We start from the raw sequence: 17,078 nt of genomic DNA, 5'->3' as shown, positions 1-17,078 counted from the left end.
ATGATCCGAAAGGAGACACAGATGGCAGAAGACACAAAACCGGGTCCCTCGCGCCGCCAGTTCCTAACCAGCGCAGCCGCTTTGGGTGCCGGTGCAATGGCTGGCGGGGCCAGCGCCGCGACACCCGACCCGTTGATTACCGAAGTTCAAGAATGGGCATCGGGCCTTGGGGATGGCGTCGATGCCTCGCCTTATGGTGTGCCGATTGAGTTCGAAGGGGATGTGATCCGTCGCAACGTGGAATGGCTGACCGCTGACACCATCAGTTCGATCAACTTTACGCCGATTCATGCACTTGATGGCACCATTACTCCCCAGGGGTGTGCGTTTGAGCGCCACCATTCGGGTGCGATTGCGCTCAAGAAGGAAGATTATCGCCTGATGATCAATGGTTTGGTCGACAAGCCGTTGGTATTTTCATACGAAGACTTGGAGCGTTTCCCGCGCCAAAACCACACCTATTTCCTTGAATGCGCAGCAAATACCGGCATGGAATGGGCGGGCGCGCAGCTGAACGGCGCGCAGTTCACCCACGGTATGATCCACAACATGGAATATTCTGGCGTCACCTTGCGGACGCTTTTGGAAGAGGCCGGTTTGGACGCTGCGGGCGATCTGAAAGACAAATGGGTCTATGTTGAAGGCGCGGATGCCTCTTCAAACGGCCGATCAATTCCGATGGAAAAGGCGTTGGATGATTGCTTGATCGCTTTTAAGGCCAACGGCGAAGCGTTGCGCATGGAGCATGGCTACCCGGTGCGTCTGGTTGTGCCGGGTTGGGAAGGCAACATGTGGGTCAAGTGGATTCGCCGGATCGAGGTCATGGATGGCCCGGTCGAAAGCCGCGAAGAAACGTCGAAATATACAGATGTTCTCGAAGACGGGACCGCGCGCAAATGGACGTGGGTCATGGATGCGAAATCCATCGTTACATCGCCCAGCCCTCAGTCGCCGATCAAACATGGGCATGGACCGCTGGTGATCACAGGCCTTGCTTGGTCCGGTCACGGCAAAATCACCCGCGTCGATGTCTCCAAGGATGGCGGCAAAACATGGGAAACCGCCCGTCTTGGCAAAGAGGGCGAGGACAAGGCGCTCACCCGGTTCTATCTCGACACCGAATGGAATGGCGAAGAGATGTTCCTGCAATCGCGTGCGATTGACGAAACCGGCTATGTCCAGCCTACCAAAACTCAACTGCGCGAAGTGCGTGGCTTGAACTCAATCTATCACAACAATTGTATCCAGACCTGGTGGGTGAAAGCCGATGGGGAGGCCGAGAATGTCGAAGTATCTTAATCTAACAGCGCTGGCCTTGGTTCTTGCTGCAAACCCGGCGTTCGCCGAAAAATACGGTCTTGGTCGCTCCGCGATGCCCGAAGAAATCGCGGCGTGGGATCTGGACGTCAGCCCGGATGGGACCGGCCTTCCTGACGGTTCAGGAAATGCATTGGATGGCGAAGAAATCTTTGCCGACAATTGCGCAATCTGCCACGGGGATTTCGCCGAAGGTGTTGATAACTGGCCGAAATTGGCAGGCGGAGACGGAACTTTGGCGGATGAGGATCCGCTGAAAACTGTTGGGAGTTATTGGCCTTACCTGTCGACAACATTTGACTATGTGAACCGCTCTATGCCGTTCGGTGCGGCTCAGACGCTGGAACCAGACGATGTCTATGCCATCGTCGCCTATATTTTGTATTCCAACGATCTGATCGACGAGGAATTCGAGTTGTCCAAGGAAACCTTCTTGGATGTGGAAATGCCCAATGCGGGCGGTTTTATTCTCGATGATCGGGCCGAAACCGAGTATGCGCTTTGGCGTTCCGAGCCTTGCATGGAAAACTGTAAGGACAGCGTCGAAGTCACCATGCGCGCGTCGGTTCTTGATGTGACGCCGGAAGAAGACAGTGCTGAGCCTGCTCCGGTTGAAGAAGCCAAGGCCCAACCCGCCCCCCAACCCGCCCCCGAGCCAACTCCGGTGGCTGAGCCTGCGCCTGAACCGGCGCCCGAGCCTGAGCCCGTTATGGCCGCCTTGGACGAAGAACTTGTGGCCAAAGGCCAGAAAGTCTTCAAGAAATGCAAGGCCTGTCACCAAGTTGGGGATGGTGCCAAGCACAAGACTGGTCCCATCCTAAATGGTATCTTTGGCGCTGATGTCGGAGTTCAGGACGGTTTCAAATACTCCAAGGTCATGAAGGGCCATGGCGGAGTTTGGGACGAAGAGACTTTGACGGCCTTTCTCACCAAGCCCAAAAAATACATGAAGGGCACCAAGATGTCCTTTGCGGGCCTTAGGAAAGATGCCGACATCCTTGCGATGATTGAATATCTGAAGTCGGTATCGCAGTGATGCGCGGCTGGTTGATGGCTGTACCGCTTGCGTTGGCCCCTTTGGGGGCGGCGCAGGCCGAGGATAACGCCGAAGCGCTTGGCGATGCAGACAGTGGTGAACAGCTTTATCGAAGCTGTATCGGCTGTCACCAAGTTGGCGTTGATGCTGAGCATGACGAGGGGCCAAGTCTCAATGATCTCTTTGGTCGCCGCGCTGGTAGCATGGAGGGGTTTGACTATTCCAAGGGCCTGAAGCGTGCCAATGCCGATGGGATGGATTGGACGTTTGAGCGCCTCGACGTCTATATCCAAAACCCGAAATCCTTGGTGTCTGACACCAATATGGATTTTCGTGGGGTCAAGAAAGCCCAGGACCGGCATGATATTCTGGCCTATTTGCGGACCTTTTCGGCCAGTCCGCAGGATATTCCAGAATCCGAACCAACCGCTTTGGCCTTTGATGTCAAACTGAGCGCGGAAACGCTCGCCATTGTTGGGGATGCGGATTACGGCGAATATCTCGCGTCGGAATGCGTCACCTGTCACCAAATTGATGGGGATGATGATGGTATTCCGGGCATTGCCTATTGGTACGAAGAAGACTTCGTCATTGCGATGCATGCCTACAAGCAAAAGCTGCGTCCGCATCCGGTGATGCAAATGATGGCCAGTCGCCTCAGCGACGAGGAGATCGCTGCACTGGCCACCTATTTCGCAAATCTTGAGTGAAAGAAAGGGTCAGGTATTCCGCAATTGCCGAATATATTCAAAAGCATCACAGTGATGTTACAGACGGCGACTAAGGCCGTGTCATTCAGTGTGTTTGTCTTGGCGCAGGCCAAGGTGTTTTTGATTGGAGCTTTTGCAGATGTCCTTTCCGGCCCGCATAATCGCATTGGGAACGGTTTTGGCGCTGGCAGCGGCCTTTGGGTTTTTGCCACTCTGACCGGCCCCCATTTTAGAACCAAATTCACCCCGTAGCCTGTGGCTGCGGGGTTTTTGCATGCGCCCTGCATGTATCGATAACAAGGAGGAGACAAACATGACTTTGAACAGACGGGCCTTTATCGGCACAACCATCGCGGCGTCCGCCACATTGGCTGCCCCGATGGTGCGCGCGCAATCCAAACCGCGCGTTGTTGTCATCGGCGGTGGGGCAGGCGGGGCCACCGCAGCGCGCTATGTGGCCAAAGACAGCAAAGGTGAAATCGACGTCACTTTGATTGAACCGACCCGCACGTATTACACCTGCTTCTTTTCCAACCTCTATATTGGTGGGTTCCGTGAATTGTCTTCCATCGGCCATACCTACGGGACGCTGGCGGCGGACTACGGCATCAATGTTGTCCATGACTGGGCAACCGGCGTTGATCGCGATGCGAAAACCGTATCTCTCGCTGGGGGCGGCAAAGTTCCTTATGACCGCCTGATTATCAGCCCTGGTATTGATTTCGTAGAAGGATCGGTCCCCGGTTGGTCAACCGCAGCGCAGGGCAAAATGCCTCATGCCTACAAGGCCGGGACCCAGTCTGAACTGCTCAAGCGCCAGCTCATGGCGATGCCCGAAGGCGGCACCTATGTCATGGTTGCGCCGCCCAACCCGTTCCGCTGCCCTCCCGGGCCATATGAACGGATTTCGATGGTTGCGCATTACCTCAAGGCCAACAATCCAACTGCCAAGATCATTATCGCAGACCCCAAGCCGAAATTCTCCAAACAGGCGCTGTTCGAAGAAGGCTGGGCCAATCACTATGATGGTATGATCGAACGTATCGGGCCGGATTTCGGCGGTGAAAACGTGTCGGTAAACCCCGATACAATGGAAGTCGACATCGACGGTGAAGTTGTTAAAGCCGACGTCTGCAATGTGATTCCGGCGCAAAAAGCCGGTCTGATCTGCGAAGCAGCGGCCCTGACCGAAGGCAATTGGGCCCCGGTATCGGCCCACACGATGCAAAGTCGCTTGGATGAAAACATCCATATTCTTGGCGATGCATCGGCGCAGGGCGACATGCCAAAATCGGGCTTCTCGGCCAATTCCCAGGCCAAGGTCGCAGCGATGGCTGTCCGTGGTGCGCTAACTGGGTCCAAAGTGTTCCCGGCCAAGTTCTCAAATACTTGCTGGTCGTTGATTGACACCGACGATGGGATCAAGGTCGGCGCGTCTTACCAAGCCACGGATGAAAAAATCGCCAAGGTCGATGGGTTCATCTCGAAAACCGGCGAAGATGCCGAGCTGCGCCAGCGCACCTACGAGGAAAGCGTTGGCTGGTACGCCGGGATCACATCGGACATGTTTGGCTGACGTTGTCTTTTCGTTTGGGTGATTGGAGAGAGTGTAATGGCTCTCTCCATTTTGCATTTGGCACGCTCTTGGTGATACGCTCATGTAGGAATATGAGTTGGTCCAGAATGTCGGACCATTCGTCTGAGTAGTAAGTGTAGGTGCGGTATGCAGATTCAAACGGGTGATATTCTTTTCCAAGACATTGGGTGCGGAGCGGTTTGTGACGCAATCAATGGGTCGACTTTGGGTTGGAAGGGAGCCGAGATCAATCATTGCGGCATGGCCATCGTTATTGGTCAACAAATCGTTGTGGCCGAGGCCATAGCACCGCACGTTAAAATGACGGCGTTGCCCTCCTTTTTGGATCGAACTCTGGATGATCAGGCACGCCCTCGGGTGATTTTGGCACGTCTGGACCCAAGGTATCATGCGTTGATCCCTGCAGCTGTTGCGTTTGCCCACGCATCCGTGGGGGTGCCCTATGATGGGCGCTACGGTCCTGACGGTTCCGCCATGTATTGCAGTGAGCTAATTGTTGATGCCTTTTGGCGAGCAAACGGGCAAACAGCCTTTTTCCCTGAGTCCCCAATGAGTTTTAGTGACCCTGTGACAGGCGAGGTTCTGCCGTTTTGGGTGCGGTATTACAAACATTTCGGTGAAGAAGTTCCGGAAGGGGAGCTTGGTTCAAATCCCGGCGACTTATCTCTTTCGGACAAGTTTTCAACTTTTCGACAACTGGGGTCTTTGCGTGGTTTGCCGTTGTGACGGTACACTTTGCCTTCTTCGACCAGTAGTTGAATCGCTTTTCTCCTACCATCCCCTTGCAGCCCCCAAAGCCCAGCACTAAGACTCTATCAATACCTAGGCTTTAGGCAGTATCCAGAGAATTAGCAGGCGGGACCGTGATGAAAGATCCTTTAGACGTATATATGAACACTCTCGTTCCCATGGTTGTCGAACAGACGAGCCGCGGCGAACGGGCCTATGACATCTTCTCGCGCCTGCTGAAGGAGCGGATCATTTTCCTCAACGGTCCAGTCCATGACGGCATGTCGTCGCTGATCGTAGCACAGCTGCTCCACCTTGAAGCGGAAAACCCCGCCAAGGAAATCAGCATGTACATCAACTCCCCCGGTGGCGTTGTGACCTCGGGCCTGTCGATCTATGACACCATGCAGTATATCCGCCCCAAAGTGTCGACCCTTGTGATTGGCCAAGCGGCTTCGATGGGCTCGCTTCTGCTGACCGCCGGTGAAAAGGATATGCGTTTCTCGCTGCCCAACAGCCGCGTCATGGTGCACCAGCCCTCCGGTGGGTATCAGGGGCAGGCGACCGACATTATGATCCACGCCGAAGAAACGCTGAAACTCAAGAAGCGTTTGAATGAAATCTATGTTCACCACACCGGCCGGACCTACGAAGAAGTCGAGCAAGGTCTTGAACGCGATAATTTCATGTCACCAGAAGAGGCGAAAGACTGGGGTCTGATTGACGAAATCGTAACGTCGCGCGCCAAAGACGGCGACGAAGAGTAAAAAATACGGACACCCCGACCATTGCTCGTCGAAATGGGTAAAGGTCGGGGTGATTTTCCGATTGTCGCGCCGTGATGCCTGTCCTAAGCTGGCAGGAACGTGGTGATAGGCGCGAAGTGGGGGTGCCGAATGGGGTCACCCTCAAAGTGAATAAACCGGGACGTTGACCGGGAAAGGTGCAATATGGCGACGAATTCAGGCAGTGACAGCAAGAACACCCTCTATTGCAGCTTTTGCGGTAAGAGCCAGCATGAAGTGCGCAAGCTGATCGCAGGCCCGACAGTTTTTATCTGTGATGAATGTGTTGAACTGTGCATGGACATCATCCGCGAGGAAACAAAAGGCGCAGGCCTGAAATCCTCTGAAGGTGTGCCGACGCCACAAGAAATCTGCAATGTTCTCGACGATTATGTGATCGGTCAAGCAAAAGCCAAACGGGTTTTGTCCGTGGCTGTGCACAACCATTACAAACGTCTGAACCACGCGCAGAAAAGCTCTGATATCGAGTTGGCGAAATCCAACATCATGCTGATCGGTCCGACAGGGTGTGGTAAAACCTTGTTGGCCCAAACTTTGGCTCGGATTTTGGATGTACCGTTTACAATGGCGGATGCAACCACGTTGACTGAGGCTGGGTATGTCGGCGAAGATGTTGAGAATATCATACTCAAACTGCTTCAGGCGTCCGAGTACAATGTCGAACGCGCACAGCGCGGCATCGTTTATATCGACGAAGTAGATAAAATTACGCGTAAATCTGAAAACCCGTCTATTACCCGTGACGTATCGGGCGAAGGTGTTCAGCAAGCTTTGCTTAAGTTGATGGAAGGGACCGTTGCGTCGGTTCCACCGCAGGGGGGGCGTAAACATCCTCAGCAAGAGTTCCTGCAAGTCGACACCACCAACATCCTGTTCATCTGTGGTGGTGCTTTTGCTGGTCTGGATCGTATTATTGCGCAGCGCGGTAAGGGATCGGCGATGGGCTTTGGTGCCGATGTTCGTGGTGATGATGATCGCGGTGTTGGTGAAATTTTCCAAGACCTCGAACCGGAAGATTTGCTCAAGTTTGGTCTCATTCCCGAATTCGTTGGGCGTTTGCCAGTTGTTGCAACGCTCGAAGACTTGGACGAAGACGCGCTCGTCACCATTCTGAGTGAGCCTAAGAACGCGCTAGTAAAGCAGTATCAACGCCTGTTCGAGATGGAAGAAGCCGAACTCAAGTTTACCGATGAAGCCCTCAGTGCAATCGCTAAAAAGGCGATTGAACGCAAAACAGGGGCACGCGGCCTTCGATCAATCCTTGAGGGGATTTTGCTCGACACGATGTTTGAGTTGCCTGGCATGGAAGATGTTTCCGAGGTCGTCGTTAACGAAGAAGCAGTCAATTCCGAGGCCAAACCTTTGATGGTTCATGCGGACAAAGAGAAAGAAGAAGCTGCCAGTTAAGTCGGCTTTCCTTCTGAAATGATAGGGGCGAGCGGCACACCGCTCGCCTTTTTCTTTGCGTCTTCCATGGCATTTTCGCTCGGATCTTCCCACGAAGGGCCTGAAATAAACCCGTGGTCGCTCAAGATACGATGAGCGGCGGTAAAGTCCAGTTCGCTAAGCCATAGTCTTGCAACGCTTTCGTTTTCCGGAACCCAGCTGCGGTGCAATGTATTGACCAACACAGGGTCAACACCCGAGAAGCTCCGGGCATGGCGTAGGATGAAATCTGTCGCCTGCGACACGCGCCGTGCCATCACGGCAAGTTTTTGATCTTCGCGCGCGACCATGGCAAACAAATGGATCGCGGAACCTTCGGATGCGATCACATGTTTGGCAGCTTTATAGCGCGCCACTTGGGTCGGTAAATCATGGGCTTGCGGGTGGAAAACTTCGTAACCTTGGTTCGCAAGCAATGTGTCCAAATGATCTTCACAAAGCAATTTTCCACGCCCACGACCCAATTTCGACCGGCTTATATATAGTTTTTCTGGTCCGTTCGGGGAAATGTTTCGTGCAAAATGGTTCCGAAAATACGCGCGGGCGTGATCCGTCCCCTCGATAATCTCACCGAGACCAAAACCCTGACCGGGCACATATAGCTTTTCAACCTGCAAGGGGCGATCTGCCTGATAGACCCGTGGGACGCCTGCCATTGCAAAGAAATCGAGATGAAACGGTTCGGGAGCATAGCCCGCACCGGGGCTTTTAGGGGTGAACAACACGCCGTCAATTTTCTCAGGCAGATTGGGCAGTGGCCAAAGGCGACCTGAGCTTTCAACAATGAAATGTCCAAAATGCCTGAATAAAACGCCGCCCCATAACCATGTTCCGGGTAATCTCGCAACTGGGCCGGTGGGTTTTTGGGGTCTTACAGTCAATGGCCGTGTCTTGCGCCAATGGGCTCCTTGGGCGCAAAATGTTCCGTTTTTACGCAAGATCCCCGATGGTTGGACAAAACTCCGCTCCAGCGGAGGGATAACCACCGCATCTGTCAAAATCTCGACTCTCCGAGACCACCCTTCAAGAGGGTCAGGACGTTGCAAGGGCCGATTGTGAGATGTAACACGTCCCGTCATACTTTGAATTCCACCACCAGTTCCGAATTATCGTGGCATTCTAACGGGTATTGGGGCAAGTATATGCCCAATCTTAGAAAAATCAGGGATGACAGTGTCATGCGTATTCAGCGAATTTCATCCGGCGGAGAATTCGAAGCGAAAGTCGGCTATTGTCGTGCGGTCGTCGCCGGAGGATTTGTTCATGTCGCGGGGACAGTCGGACAAGGCGAGGATGTCGTTGCCCAGTGCCAATCTGCCTTGGACATTATTGAAAACGCTTTGCAGGATGCTGGCGTCGGTTTTCCCGAAGTTGTGCGTGTCAATTATTACCTGCCGGACCGACATGAGTTTGCAGCCTGTTTCGATCTTTTGGCGGCGACCTTTGGGGCCAACCCGCCCGCAGCCACGATGATTGAATGCGGACTGATCGACCCGAAGTACCGAATTGAAATTGAAGTGACGGCATTGGCTCGGGCGGTGTAGAGAATTTTCGGAGAAAATTCGATCTCAGACCGGATGTTCGCGCACCTGCGGCAGCAGGAACACTGGACCTTTGGCACAGATTTCGCCATATAGGCGACAAGAAAGACAGGAGTCGTCCATGAGCATTCTCAGCAAGATCTTGCGCGTCGTGACTTGGTGGAACGGTGGCACGCTGACAACCGTTCTTTATACACGTCGTAATGGCGTCAAAGTAGGTGAGGACGATCAAGGGAACGTATTTTACGAATCTCGTGACGGCAAAAAGCGTTGGGTGATGTTTAACGGCGAAGTTGAAGCGTCACGGGTTAGCCCCGACTGGCATGGTTGGTTGCACCACACGTTTGACGAACGCCCCGGCGACAAAGAACTCAGCCACAAATCGTGGGAAAAACCGCATCAGGAAAACGTCACCGGATCCGCTTTTGCCTATGCGCCGGCTGGGTCGTTGCGGGCTGCAGAAACAGCTGATCGACGCGATTACGAGGCGTGGAGCCCGGAATGAGCCATTCGGCAACAGAAGTGGCAGTGGGCGGCGGCGTATTGGCCGCCGCTTTGGCATTTGGCCTATATGCCGTACAAAGTTCGGGCCTCACTGTTGGCGGCTCAGGATACGACCTGCGGGCTTCTTTTCGCTCTCTTGAGGGGATCAGCGTTGGCACGGATGTGCGGTTGGCTGGTGTCAAAGTTGGCACAGTATCGGATGTTGTGTTGAACACAGAGACCTATCGCGCTGACACGGTGGTCACGATCAATGGCGAGATTGAAATTCCCGACGATAGCGCGATTATCATTGCCTCCGAAGGGCTGCTGGGCGGAAATTTTGTTGAGATTTCTCCAGGCGGGTCACCGTTTTACTTTGCGGCTGGCGATGAGATTTTGGATACGCAAGGCGCGGTGAGCCTTTTGACATTGTTGTTGAAATACGTCGGAGGCGGTGGGGACAACGAATGAAGTATCTTGTTGTAGCACTGGCGCTTTTGGGTTCTTTGGGTTCGCCAGTCGCCGCTCAGGAAGCGGTGAACACTGGGGCTGGGGCGGTCCTGCGGGCATTGGATAAACTCAATGCCAAGGTCAGCGATATTTCGTTGCTCAACGGTGAACGGCGTACAATGGGCCTACTTGAGGTGACCCTCAACGAATGCCGTTACCCCAAAGGCAATCCATCGGGCGATGCTTATGCCTTCATCACCATAAGAGAGGCCGGCGTTTCAGAGCCCGTCTATCGTGGTTGGATGGTCGCATCGTCGCCGGCGCTCAACCCATTGGATCATTCACGTTATGATGTTTGGGTGTTGCGCTGTACCACATCCTGACCGCTCGCTGCCAACGGGTGCGATAGAATGTTGGCATTGCCTTGCAGTGCATTGGTGAGTTTAGACTTATACTGATCTCGGGGTATTTCTATACCGCCCAAACTTGCCAAATGCGGTGTCAAAAATTGGGTGTCAAACAAGGTGAAGCCGCATCGCCTTAATAGGTCGACCAACCAAGCAAGGGCAATTTTTGATCCGTCTGTCTGGGTGGAGAACATCGATTCTCCACAAAATGCCCGCCCGACACAAACTCCATAGACGCCGCCGATCAAATCGCCGTCTGCCCAAACCTCTAGTGAATGGGCAAATCCCTTTTGGTGTAATTCTGTGTACAAGCTTCGAATCTCGGTGCTGATCCAGGTTTCTTGCCGATTGGCGCAGCCCTGTAAAACGCCTTCAAAGTCCTCGTTCAGAGTTACCCGATATTGGTCGCGCCGCAGTCGTTTTGCCAATGATTTGGAAATGTGAAAGCTTTCAAGAGGCAATATTCCCCGATGGCGTGGGTCAACCCAAAACAATTCGGGATCATCACGATGCTCGGCCATTGGAAAAATGCCAGAGCAATAGGCCTGCAGCAGCAGGTCTGCGGTGACGGTTTGCATAGATGAGGACGTCATAAAAGCGCAATTTCGGGCAAGTGTTGGGGAACAGGTAACCAGATTGCCGATTCTTGCGCAAGAGTTACAAAATGGCGGACTGCTGTTGGTCCGCCACTGCAGGTAGAAGCCAAAGCCTCGGCTTGTTAGCGTGTGCCGGAGCTTGAATCAGCGACAGCAACGAGGACAGCCAATCCCAGGCCCGCCAAAACGGCAGCAGTGCCACCGGCACCCAAGGCCAAAGACGGTGCCGCAGCAGACGAGCTAGCAGCGACGGTGAACGCGTCTTCATCATCCTGAGATTGCGCAAAAGCAGGCGCTGTCATCGCTGTGCAAAGTGTGATGGCAGCTGTAAATCCGATCAACTGTTTCATATCGATCTCCCTTATTCATTAAATCAAAAACTACGCGTAGTGTACCAAACGGGCCTAATTATCCAAAGGCAAAAAGGGATGTGCTGAGCGAAACAGAAGAAAACGCAAAGTGCCTGACGATTGGTGATGAATAGTCAGGCACTTTGAAATGTTTTAGCGGTCCAAGCCACCCGCTTCGAGCCATTTTTCCAACCAGTGGATATTGTAATCCCCTGTATGAATGTCTTTTTCCTGCAATAACGCATGGAAAAGAGGCACTGTGGTTTCAACGCCGTCGACAATCAATTCGCCCAAAGCGCGGTTCAAACGGGCCAAAGCTTCGGTCCGGTCGCGTCCGTGTACAATCAGTTTGCCGATTAAGCTGTCGTAATAGGGCGGAATTTTATACCCGTCATATAGCGCCGAATCGACACGCACGCCAAGACCGCCAGGCGCGTGGTATTGCGTGATCTGACCTGGGCAGGGGGCGAAATTTGGCAGGCGCTCTGCGTTGATCCGCACCTCAATAGCATGGCCATTGATTTCAAGATCATCTTGCGAAAACGACAAGGGCAGACCAGCAGCGACACGGATCTGCTCGCGCACTAAGTCAACGCCAAAGATGCCTTCGGTTACCGGGTGTTCCACTTGAAGACGTGTATTCATTTCGATGAAATAAAACTCGCCATTCTCATACAGAAACTCGATTGTGCCGGCACCAGCATAGTTGATCCGCGCAACGGCCTCGGCGCATGTCTTACCGATTTCGGCACGCTCTTGCGGGGTGATTGATGGGCCGGGGGCCTCTTCAAACACCTTCTGGTGGCGGCGTTGCAGTGAGCAATCCCGCTCACCAAGATGAACCGCCTTACCTTTACCATCGCCGAATACCTGAATTTCGATATGGCGAGGCGTGGTCAGGTACTTCTCGATATAGACTTCGTCATTGCCAAAGTTGGACTTGGCCTCGGACCGCGCTGTTGGAAAGGCCGACTTCATCTCTTCGGCGCTATTGGCAACCTTCATACCGCGCCCGCCGCCGCCAGCGGTGGCTTTTACGATCACGGGATACCCAAATTCCTCGCCGATTTTCAGCGCGGCATCCAAATCAGGCACGCCGCCATCAGAGCCGGGAACACAAGGCACACCCAGTTCTTTCATCGTATCCTTGGCAGTGATTTTGTCGCCCATCATATTGATGTGCTGTGCCGTTGGGCCGATGAATTTCAGGTCATGATCTTCGACGATCTGCACAAACCGGGCGTTTTCCGACAGGAAACCATACCCCGGATGGATCGCTTGCGCGCCGGTGACTTCACAGGCGGCGATGATCGACGGGATCGACAAATAGCTATCGGTGCCCGGCGCGGGGCCAACACAGATGCTTTCGTCAGCCATACGAACATGCATGGCGTCCGCGTCGGCGGTGGAATGCACAGCCACCGATTGGATGCCCATTTCGCGACATGCGCGCACAACGCGCAACGCGATTTCGCCACGGTTGGCGATCAGAATTTTATCAAACATTCGGTCCGTCCTTATTCAAGGATGATCAAAGGAGCACCGAATTCCACCGGCGCGCCGTCTTCGACCAAGATGCGCTTAACGGTGCCCGCGCGCGGGGCGGGGATGTGGTTCATGGTCTTCATCGCTTCGACAATCAAAAGCGTGTCGCCTTCTTTGACCTGTGCGCCGACGCTGATAAACGCGGGCGAGCCGGGCTCTGCCTGCATGTAGACGGTTCCAACCATGGGGGATGTGACCGCGCCCGGATGGCTTGCTGGATCCTCGGGCATCTCGGCGGCTGGCGCGGCGGCAACAGGCGCGGCTGCTGCAACAGGGGCGGCGGCAGGGGCAGCAGCGACCGGAGCCGCAGCGGTCATGGTGATCTGCTGCTGGCGGCTGACGCGGACATTCAGGCTGTCATCTTCGCCATATTCGCGCATGACCTCTAGTTCGGTCAGATCATTTTCCTGCAGCAGTTCCGCCAAAGCCTTGATGAATGCTACATCCGAGTCGTGGTTTTTCTTACTCATGCGTTCCTCGCCCATTCCCGAGTGACGAGGCGGCATTTGCCGCAACGTCGGTTGCCCGCTTATAGGCCATGCTATCGGCGGTGAAAAGCAAAGCTGACATGGGATTGCACTCCTTTTGCTTCAAGGTTTTAATCGCAAAGAAAAATGGCGGGGGATGGAATGAATATTGCGCAATGGTTGGCGAGGACCGCCCAAATTACCCCAGATCGCCCTGCACTTCACCTCGGAACGACGCTTTTGGCCACCTACGGTGAGTTGCACACCGCTTCTGCACGGCTTGCCACGGGCCTCAAGTCGCTGCAAGTCGCACCGGGTGATCGGGTTGCTCTGTTCATGAAGAATGTTCCCGACTATCTGATTGCCGAATATGGCGCGTGGTATGCGGGGGCGGCAATTGTACCGATCAATGCCAAACTCCATCCGCGCGAAGCCGCTTGGATCATCGAAAACGCGGGTGCCAAGCTATGCTTTGCCTCTGAAGATCTTGCCGATGATTTGTCGGGCTTCACCTCGGCGACTGTGATTGAAAACGGGTCATGTCACTGGCTCCAGTTGTTGGATAATGCAGCCAATTTGCCTCCGGTCCATCGTGATCCGAGCGATTTGGCTTGGCTGTTTTATACCTCCGGCACGACGGGGCGCCCAAAGGGCGTCAAGATGACCCATCGGATGTTGATGACCATGAGCGACTGCTATCAAAGCGATTGCGATTTGGTGCGCGGCGATGATGCGATTTTGTATTCGGCCCCCATCAGTCACGGGGCGGGCATTTACAATATGATGCATATACGCGCCGGGGCGCGTCATGTTTTCCCGCCATCTGGGGGCTTTGATGAGGCAGAAGTTCTTGACCTTGCTGAACACTATGGCAATGCGCATATGTTTATGGCCCCAACGATGGTGCAGCGTTTGACCCGCTATGCCAAGGCATCCAACCGTTCAGGAGTGGGCCTAAGGACCATCGTTTACGCCGGTGGGCCCATGTATAACGCTGACATTATTGAAGCGGTTGATCATTTTGGTCCGGTCTTTGCGCAAATCTATGGTCAGGGTGAATGCCCAATGGGGATTACTGCGCTCTCGCGAAAAGATGTGACTGATCGGAGCCACCCGAGGTGGCGCGAAAGGTTAGGGTCAGTTGGCCGCGCGCAGTCGGCGGTTGAGGTTCGGATTGCTGATGCGGATGGGGGCTCGTTACCCGCGGGTGAGGTTGGCGAAATCTTGGTGCGCGGGGATATTGTGATGCCGGGCTATTGGCAAAACCCAGAGGCCACTGCCAAAACCTTGGTGGATGGCTGGCTTTGGACCGGCGATATGGGCGCAATGGATGCAGATGGATATGTCACGCTCAAGGATCGGTCACGTGATATGATCATTTCCGGCGGAACGAATATTTACCCGCGCGAGGTTGAAGAGGCATTGCTTGAACACGCCAGCGTCTTGGAGGTTGCAGTGTTGGGTCGTCCTCACCCGGAGTGGGGTGAGGATGTGGTGGCCTTTGTGGTCAGTGACCAGCGTCTGGATGAGGGCGCATTGGATGCCCATTGCCTCGATTGCATTGCGCGGTTCAAGCGACCCAAAGCTTATTTCTCAATAGATGCCTTGCCCAAGAACAATTACGGCAAGGTTCTCAAAACGTCGCTGCGTGACATGCTGGCCGCTTCTTCATAAGCGGGCAATGTTGGTTTTAACGCTGGCAAGGGGGGCTCTTCTGACAATTCGACAGATTTACCTGTTGGGCTTTGTTGAGGCGGGTTCTGTTCGGCCTTATCCACAGGAGCGCTCTGTCGCTCAGCTTGTTCGCTTTGTTGCTCGTCTGGCGCGAAATCTGTCGCTTCGGCCTCCAATTCCTGCGCCTGCTCATCCAACATTTGGCTGATTTTCAGTTGCATTATCGTAGGCGGCGCGACGTGATCCTCAGGTACCGGATCTCCGTTCGCGGCTTTCCTAAAGTTCCCAGGCGTTTGCCCGCGAGTCAACGCAGCTTCAGGATTCCTAGCTTGGTCCAAAGGTTGAACCTTGGTTGTCGTTTTCTCTGGGCGCTTCGCGCCGGGGAGTCCATGCGGATGCCCCGTGGCCAACGGCGCAATCCACAAGGAAGGGCCTGCTATTTGCATTGGTCGTACTCCATCCAGTACGCCCCCACCGGATTAAGTTATCATATTATGACCAATATCGCATCTAGACTGCTCAAATTGAAGGTAGTTTCCTACCTGTTGGTTAACGTTAGGCTTGGATTAGCTGCGCATGGCTTCTCAAATTGGACCATTTTCGTGAACCAGAACCTCAGCTTGCGACGAATTGTTAGTTTTTGATGCAGTAATACAGAGCGACGTAGGGAGGCATTGTTTCCACTTCTTTCGGGTCTGTCTGGCCTCCTGCTCCGGACTTGGCCCCGTCTTTGTGATGCATCCACCCATCTTGGTTTTCTGAATCGCTCAGGAAATCGAAACTCCACCGGAGGTTCCCCTTGGCGCTACCGCGTGTGACCCACAAATAGGTCAAGCCATTGGGGGCAGCATGTGAGTGAACCGGAAGGTGTTCGGCGCGCAGATCTATTGATGGTGCTCCACCGGTGTTGCGTACGTTGGCGATAGACCCGCCAGCGCCTAAGATAAACTTGTCCTTTGCTGGCTCAAAAAGGGCCCAATCTTTAGGGCAACTCGCTTGCCCTTTATCTGCCACTTAAGCGACAATGGCTTTGGTTTCCGCATGATCTCCGTTAGCAGGTACAAGATTGTTTTCGAGTGCTTGCAATCTGTTTTCAATCGTTTCCAATTGACGTTTGTACAACCCGACACAGCGCATAGCTTTGCGTAGATCTGAACCTCTATCTGGATTAAGCTCGCCGCATTCGGCTAGAGAAATGCTCTGTTGAGCAAATGCTGAACAAGCCAGAAGAGACAAGGTTGCGATTAGTCCGGATGTCTTGAATAGCATTTTGCCCATCTTTCCGGGGTGTCTTCCCCTTTTGAGATACAGTCAGGAAATGAAATGGATCGGCCTCCAAGAGACCAAAATTTTGGCAAGACGCTGAAAACGAGCGCCAAAGTCGCTAGAACAATGAGAATTTTGTAAACCAACGACCACTTTAGCTTCCGACTTGGAGGATTTTCGCGGTCACCTATTTTGGGCAAATGCCACAAAGCATCATCGCCTTTGCCGCGGTGAACGCGGGCACCCATCAAATAGAGAATTTCACGCAAGGCTGGATCGCTGCGGGCGCTTGAGCTGTCATCAAAGATCCCCAGAAGTTCACGTATTTTGCCAAAACTTCTGCGGCGCTTTGGATACTGTGGATTATTGAAAATGCGGATGATATCCGCTTCAACTAAGTGGCGTAGCGCTTCGACACTTGCGTGCTTGTCCTCTTCAGTTTGAGCCGATTTTAGACGATCCGCCAGATCAAAAAAGTCGGAGAGCGAAAACACGAGACCTCCAAAACCAGATTGTATTAAATCCCTATACAATACACGTTTGAGGCGATTTTTCCAATAAAAAGGCGGGCCGAAGCCCGCCTTAGCCTTACGAAAAGCTGCTAAGTCACCGATTCATTCTGTTCTCAATCAAATCTTCCACCACGGATGGATCGGCC

Annotated in this window: 20 protein-coding genes; 12 read left to right on the top strand and 8 right to left on the bottom strand. The window is 53.7% G+C overall.

Annotation, left to right across the window (positions count from 1 at the left end; all coding sequences use genetic code 11):
- Positions 1-21 precede the first annotated feature (21 nt).
- Genes soxC through ACRBB0_RS09170 form a run of 3 tightly spaced genes read left to right on the top strand, consistent with a single transcriptional unit; the run spans position 22 to position 3,063 of the window.
- Positions 22-1,299 (top strand): sulfite dehydrogenase, encoded by a 1,278-nt coding sequence (gene soxC, locus ACRBB0_RS09180; RefSeq protein ID WP_431374130.1) that lies wholly within the window; start codon positions 22-24, stop codon positions 1,297-1,299.
- On the top strand, positions 1,283-2,353 hold the full coding sequence (locus ACRBB0_RS09175) for a c-type cytochrome (protein WP_431374129.1): 1,071 nt from the start codon (positions 1,283-1,285) through the stop codon (positions 2,351-2,353). The genes soxC and ACRBB0_RS09175 overlap by 17 nt, the downstream gene beginning before the upstream one ends.
- Positions 2,354-2,367: 14 nt before the next feature.
- A complete protein-coding gene (locus ACRBB0_RS09170) occupies positions 2,368-3,063 on the top strand; it encodes a c-type cytochrome (protein WP_431374128.1) in 696 nt (231 codons plus the stop codon).
- A gap of 81 nt (positions 3,064-3,144) precedes the next feature.
- Here ACRBB0_RS09170 and ACRBB0_RS09165 read toward each other — a convergent pair whose 3' ends face one another.
- On the bottom strand, positions 3,145-3,339 hold the full coding sequence (locus tag ACRBB0_RS09165) for a hypothetical protein (RefSeq protein WP_431374127.1): 195 nt from the start codon (positions 3,337-3,339) through the stop codon (positions 3,145-3,147).
- A gap of 37 nt (positions 3,340-3,376) precedes the next feature.
- On the opposite strand from ACRBB0_RS09165, the gene ACRBB0_RS09160 reads away from it, so the two are divergent.
- The 4 genes from ACRBB0_RS09160 (at position 3,377) to clpX (ending at position 7,602) form a co-directional block, all read left to right on the top strand.
- Entirely contained in the window at positions 3,377-4,639 is a 1,263-nt protein-coding gene (locus ACRBB0_RS09160) for an FCSD flavin-binding domain-containing protein (protein ID WP_431374126.1), read from the top strand.
- A 147-nt stretch (positions 4,640-4,786) separates the two neighbouring features.
- Positions 4,787-5,386 (top strand): YiiX/YebB-like N1pC/P60 family cysteine hydrolase, encoded by a 600-nt coding sequence (locus ACRBB0_RS09155; protein WP_431374125.1) that lies wholly within the window; start codon positions 4,787-4,789, stop codon positions 5,384-5,386.
- Between the two features lie 140 nt (positions 5,387-5,526).
- The gene (locus ACRBB0_RS09150) at positions 5,527-6,156 is read left to right on the top strand and encodes an ATP-dependent Clp protease proteolytic subunit (RefSeq protein ID WP_431374124.1); all 630 of its coding nucleotides are present in this window, start codon (positions 5,527-5,529) and stop codon (positions 6,154-6,156) included.
- A gap of 183 nt (positions 6,157-6,339) precedes the next feature.
- A complete protein-coding gene (clpX, locus tag ACRBB0_RS09145) occupies positions 6,340-7,602 on the top strand; it encodes an ATP-dependent Clp protease ATP-binding subunit ClpX (protein WP_431374123.1) in 1,263 nt (420 codons plus the stop codon).
- On the opposite strand, the gene ACRBB0_RS09140 is transcribed toward clpX, so the two are convergent.
- Positions 7,599-8,720: a glycosyltransferase family 61 protein gene (locus ACRBB0_RS09140; RefSeq protein WP_431374122.1), complete on the bottom strand. Its 1,122-nt coding sequence runs from the start codon at positions 8,718-8,720 to the stop codon at positions 7,599-7,601. The two genes, clpX and ACRBB0_RS09140, sit on opposite strands and share 4 nt — an antisense overlap.
- Positions 8,721-8,819: 99 nt before the next feature.
- On the opposite strand from ACRBB0_RS09140, the gene ACRBB0_RS09135 reads away from it, so the two are divergent.
- From ACRBB0_RS09135 to ACRBB0_RS09120, 4 genes are all read left to right on the top strand, one after another.
- Complete coding sequence (locus ACRBB0_RS09135) at positions 8,820-9,185, top strand: Rid family hydrolase (RefSeq protein WP_431374496.1); 366 nt, start codon at positions 8,820-8,822, stop codon at positions 9,183-9,185.
- Positions 9,186-9,303: 118 nt separating this feature from the next.
- Positions 9,304-9,687 (top strand): NADH:ubiquinone oxidoreductase subunit NDUFA12, encoded by a 384-nt coding sequence (locus ACRBB0_RS09130; RefSeq protein ID WP_431374121.1) that lies wholly within the window; start codon positions 9,304-9,306, stop codon positions 9,685-9,687.
- Positions 9,684-10,136 (top strand): outer membrane lipid asymmetry maintenance protein MlaD, encoded by a 453-nt coding sequence (mlaD, locus tag ACRBB0_RS09125; protein WP_431374120.1) that lies wholly within the window; start codon positions 9,684-9,686, stop codon positions 10,134-10,136. Before ACRBB0_RS09130 ends, mlaD begins: the two co-directional genes overlap by 4 nt.
- Positions 10,133-10,498, top strand: coding sequence for a DUF2155 domain-containing protein (locus ACRBB0_RS09120; RefSeq protein WP_431374119.1), 366 nt, complete (start codon positions 10,133-10,135; stop codon positions 10,496-10,498). The genes mlaD and ACRBB0_RS09120 overlap by 4 nt, the downstream gene beginning before the upstream one ends.
- Here the strand turns inward: ACRBB0_RS09120 and aat are convergent.
- The 4 genes from aat to accB form a co-directional block, all read right to left on the bottom strand.
- On the bottom strand, positions 10,462-11,100 hold the full coding sequence (gene aat, locus ACRBB0_RS09115) for a leucyl/phenylalanyl-tRNA--protein transferase (protein WP_431374118.1): 639 nt from the start codon (positions 11,098-11,100) through the stop codon (positions 10,462-10,464). The two genes, ACRBB0_RS09120 and aat, sit on opposite strands and share 37 nt — an antisense overlap.
- A 140-nt stretch (positions 11,101-11,240) precedes the next feature.
- A complete protein-coding gene (locus tag ACRBB0_RS09110) occupies positions 11,241-11,468 on the bottom strand; it encodes a hypothetical protein (RefSeq protein WP_431374117.1) in 228 nt (75 codons plus the stop codon).
- Between the two features lie 153 nt (positions 11,469-11,621).
- Positions 11,622-12,974, bottom strand: a complete 1,353-nt coding sequence (gene accC / locus ACRBB0_RS09105) for an acetyl-CoA carboxylase biotin carboxylase subunit (protein ID WP_431374116.1) — start codon at positions 12,972-12,974, stop codon at positions 11,622-11,624.
- Positions 12,975-12,985: 11 nt separating this feature from the next.
- Positions 12,986-13,483, bottom strand: a complete 498-nt coding sequence (accB, locus tag ACRBB0_RS09100) for an acetyl-CoA carboxylase biotin carboxyl carrier protein (protein WP_431374115.1) — start codon at positions 13,481-13,483, stop codon at positions 12,986-12,988.
- A gap of 159 nt (positions 13,484-13,642) precedes the next feature.
- Here accB and ACRBB0_RS09095 point away from each other — a divergent pair, with 159 nt between their 5' ends.
- Positions 13,643-15,154 carry a class I adenylate-forming enzyme family protein gene (locus ACRBB0_RS09095; RefSeq protein WP_431374114.1) on the top strand — a complete coding sequence of 504 codons (1,512 nt, stop codon included), beginning with the start codon at positions 13,643-13,645 and terminating at the stop codon, positions 15,152-15,154.
- On the opposite strand, the gene ACRBB0_RS09090 is transcribed toward ACRBB0_RS09095, so the two are convergent.
- The gene (locus ACRBB0_RS09090; protein WP_431374113.1) at positions 15,100-15,375 is read right to left on the bottom strand and encodes a hypothetical protein; all 276 of its coding nucleotides are present in this window, start codon (positions 15,373-15,375) and stop codon (positions 15,100-15,102) included. The two genes, ACRBB0_RS09095 and ACRBB0_RS09090, sit on opposite strands and share 55 nt — an antisense overlap.
- Before the next feature lie 1,023 nt (positions 15,376-16,398).
- Positions 16,399-16,914: a hypothetical protein gene (locus tag ACRBB0_RS09085; protein WP_431374112.1), complete on the bottom strand. Its 516-nt coding sequence runs from the start codon at positions 16,912-16,914 to the stop codon at positions 16,399-16,401.
- Between the last annotated feature and the right edge of the window lie 164 nt (positions 16,915-17,078).

The organism is Pelagimonas sp., from assembly GCF_050633425.1.
Classification (GTDB): Bacteria; Pseudomonadota; Alphaproteobacteria; order Rhodobacterales; family Rhodobacteraceae; genus Pelagimonas.
This window is presented reverse-complemented; position numbering and strand designations above follow the sequence as displayed.

Bases quoted from the DNA above. Each gene is read 5' to 3' on its own strand.
- ACRBB0_RS09150 (WP_431374124.1), top strand. From the start codon at position 5,527: ATGAAAGATCCTTTAGACGTATATATGAACACTCTCGTTCCCATGGTT.
- ACRBB0_RS09095 (WP_431374114.1), top strand. From the start codon at position 13,643: ATGAATATTGCGCAATGGTTGGCGAGGACCGCCCAAATTACCCCAGAT.
- ACRBB0_RS09140 (WP_431374122.1), bottom strand. From the start codon at position 8,720: ATGACGGGACGTGTTACATCTCACAATCGGCCCTTGCAACGTCCTGAC.
- mlaD (WP_431374120.1), top strand. From the start codon at position 9,684: ATGAGCCATTCGGCAACAGAAGTGGCAGTGGGCGGCGGCGTATTGGCC.
- accC (WP_431374116.1), bottom strand. From the start codon at position 12,974: ATGTTTGATAAAATTCTGATCGCCAACCGTGGCGAAATCGCGTTGCGC.
- ACRBB0_RS09130 (WP_431374121.1), top strand. From the start codon at position 9,304: ATGAGCATTCTCAGCAAGATCTTGCGCGTCGTGACTTGGTGGAACGGT.
- ACRBB0_RS09170 (WP_431374128.1), top strand. From the start codon at position 2,368: ATGGCTGTACCGCTTGCGTTGGCCCCTTTGGGGGCGGCGCAGGCCGAG.
- ACRBB0_RS09120 (WP_431374119.1), top strand. From the start codon at position 10,133: ATGAAGTATCTTGTTGTAGCACTGGCGCTTTTGGGTTCTTTGGGTTCG.
- soxC (WP_431374130.1), top strand. From the start codon at position 22: ATGGCAGAAGACACAAAACCGGGTCCCTCGCGCCGCCAGTTCCTAACC.
- ACRBB0_RS09175 (WP_431374129.1), top strand. From the start codon at position 1,283: ATGTCGAAGTATCTTAATCTAACAGCGCTGGCCTTGGTTCTTGCTGCA.
- ACRBB0_RS09155 (WP_431374125.1), top strand. From the start codon at position 4,787: ATGCAGATTCAAACGGGTGATATTCTTTTCCAAGACATTGGGTGCGGA.
- ACRBB0_RS09110 (WP_431374117.1), bottom strand. From the start codon at position 11,468: ATGAAACAGTTGATCGGATTTACAGCTGCCATCACACTTTGCACAGCG.
- clpX (WP_431374123.1), top strand. From the start codon at position 6,340: ATGGCGACGAATTCAGGCAGTGACAGCAAGAACACCCTCTATTGCAGC.
- ACRBB0_RS09090 (WP_431374113.1), bottom strand. From the start codon at position 15,375: ATGCAACTGAAAATCAGCCAAATGTTGGATGAGCAGGCGCAGGAATTG.
- aat (WP_431374118.1), bottom strand. From the start codon at position 11,100: ATGCAAACCGTCACCGCAGACCTGCTGCTGCAGGCCTATTGCTCTGGC.
- ACRBB0_RS09165 (WP_431374127.1), bottom strand. From the start codon at position 3,339: ATGCAAAAACCCCGCAGCCACAGGCTACGGGGTGAATTTGGTTCTAAA.
- ACRBB0_RS09135 (WP_431374496.1), top strand. From the start codon at position 8,820: ATGCGTATTCAGCGAATTTCATCCGGCGGAGAATTCGAAGCGAAAGTC.
- ACRBB0_RS09160 (WP_431374126.1), top strand. From the start codon at position 3,377: ATGACTTTGAACAGACGGGCCTTTATCGGCACAACCATCGCGGCGTCC.
- accB (WP_431374115.1), bottom strand. From the start codon at position 13,483: ATGAGTAAGAAAAACCACGACTCGGATGTAGCATTCATCAAGGCTTTG.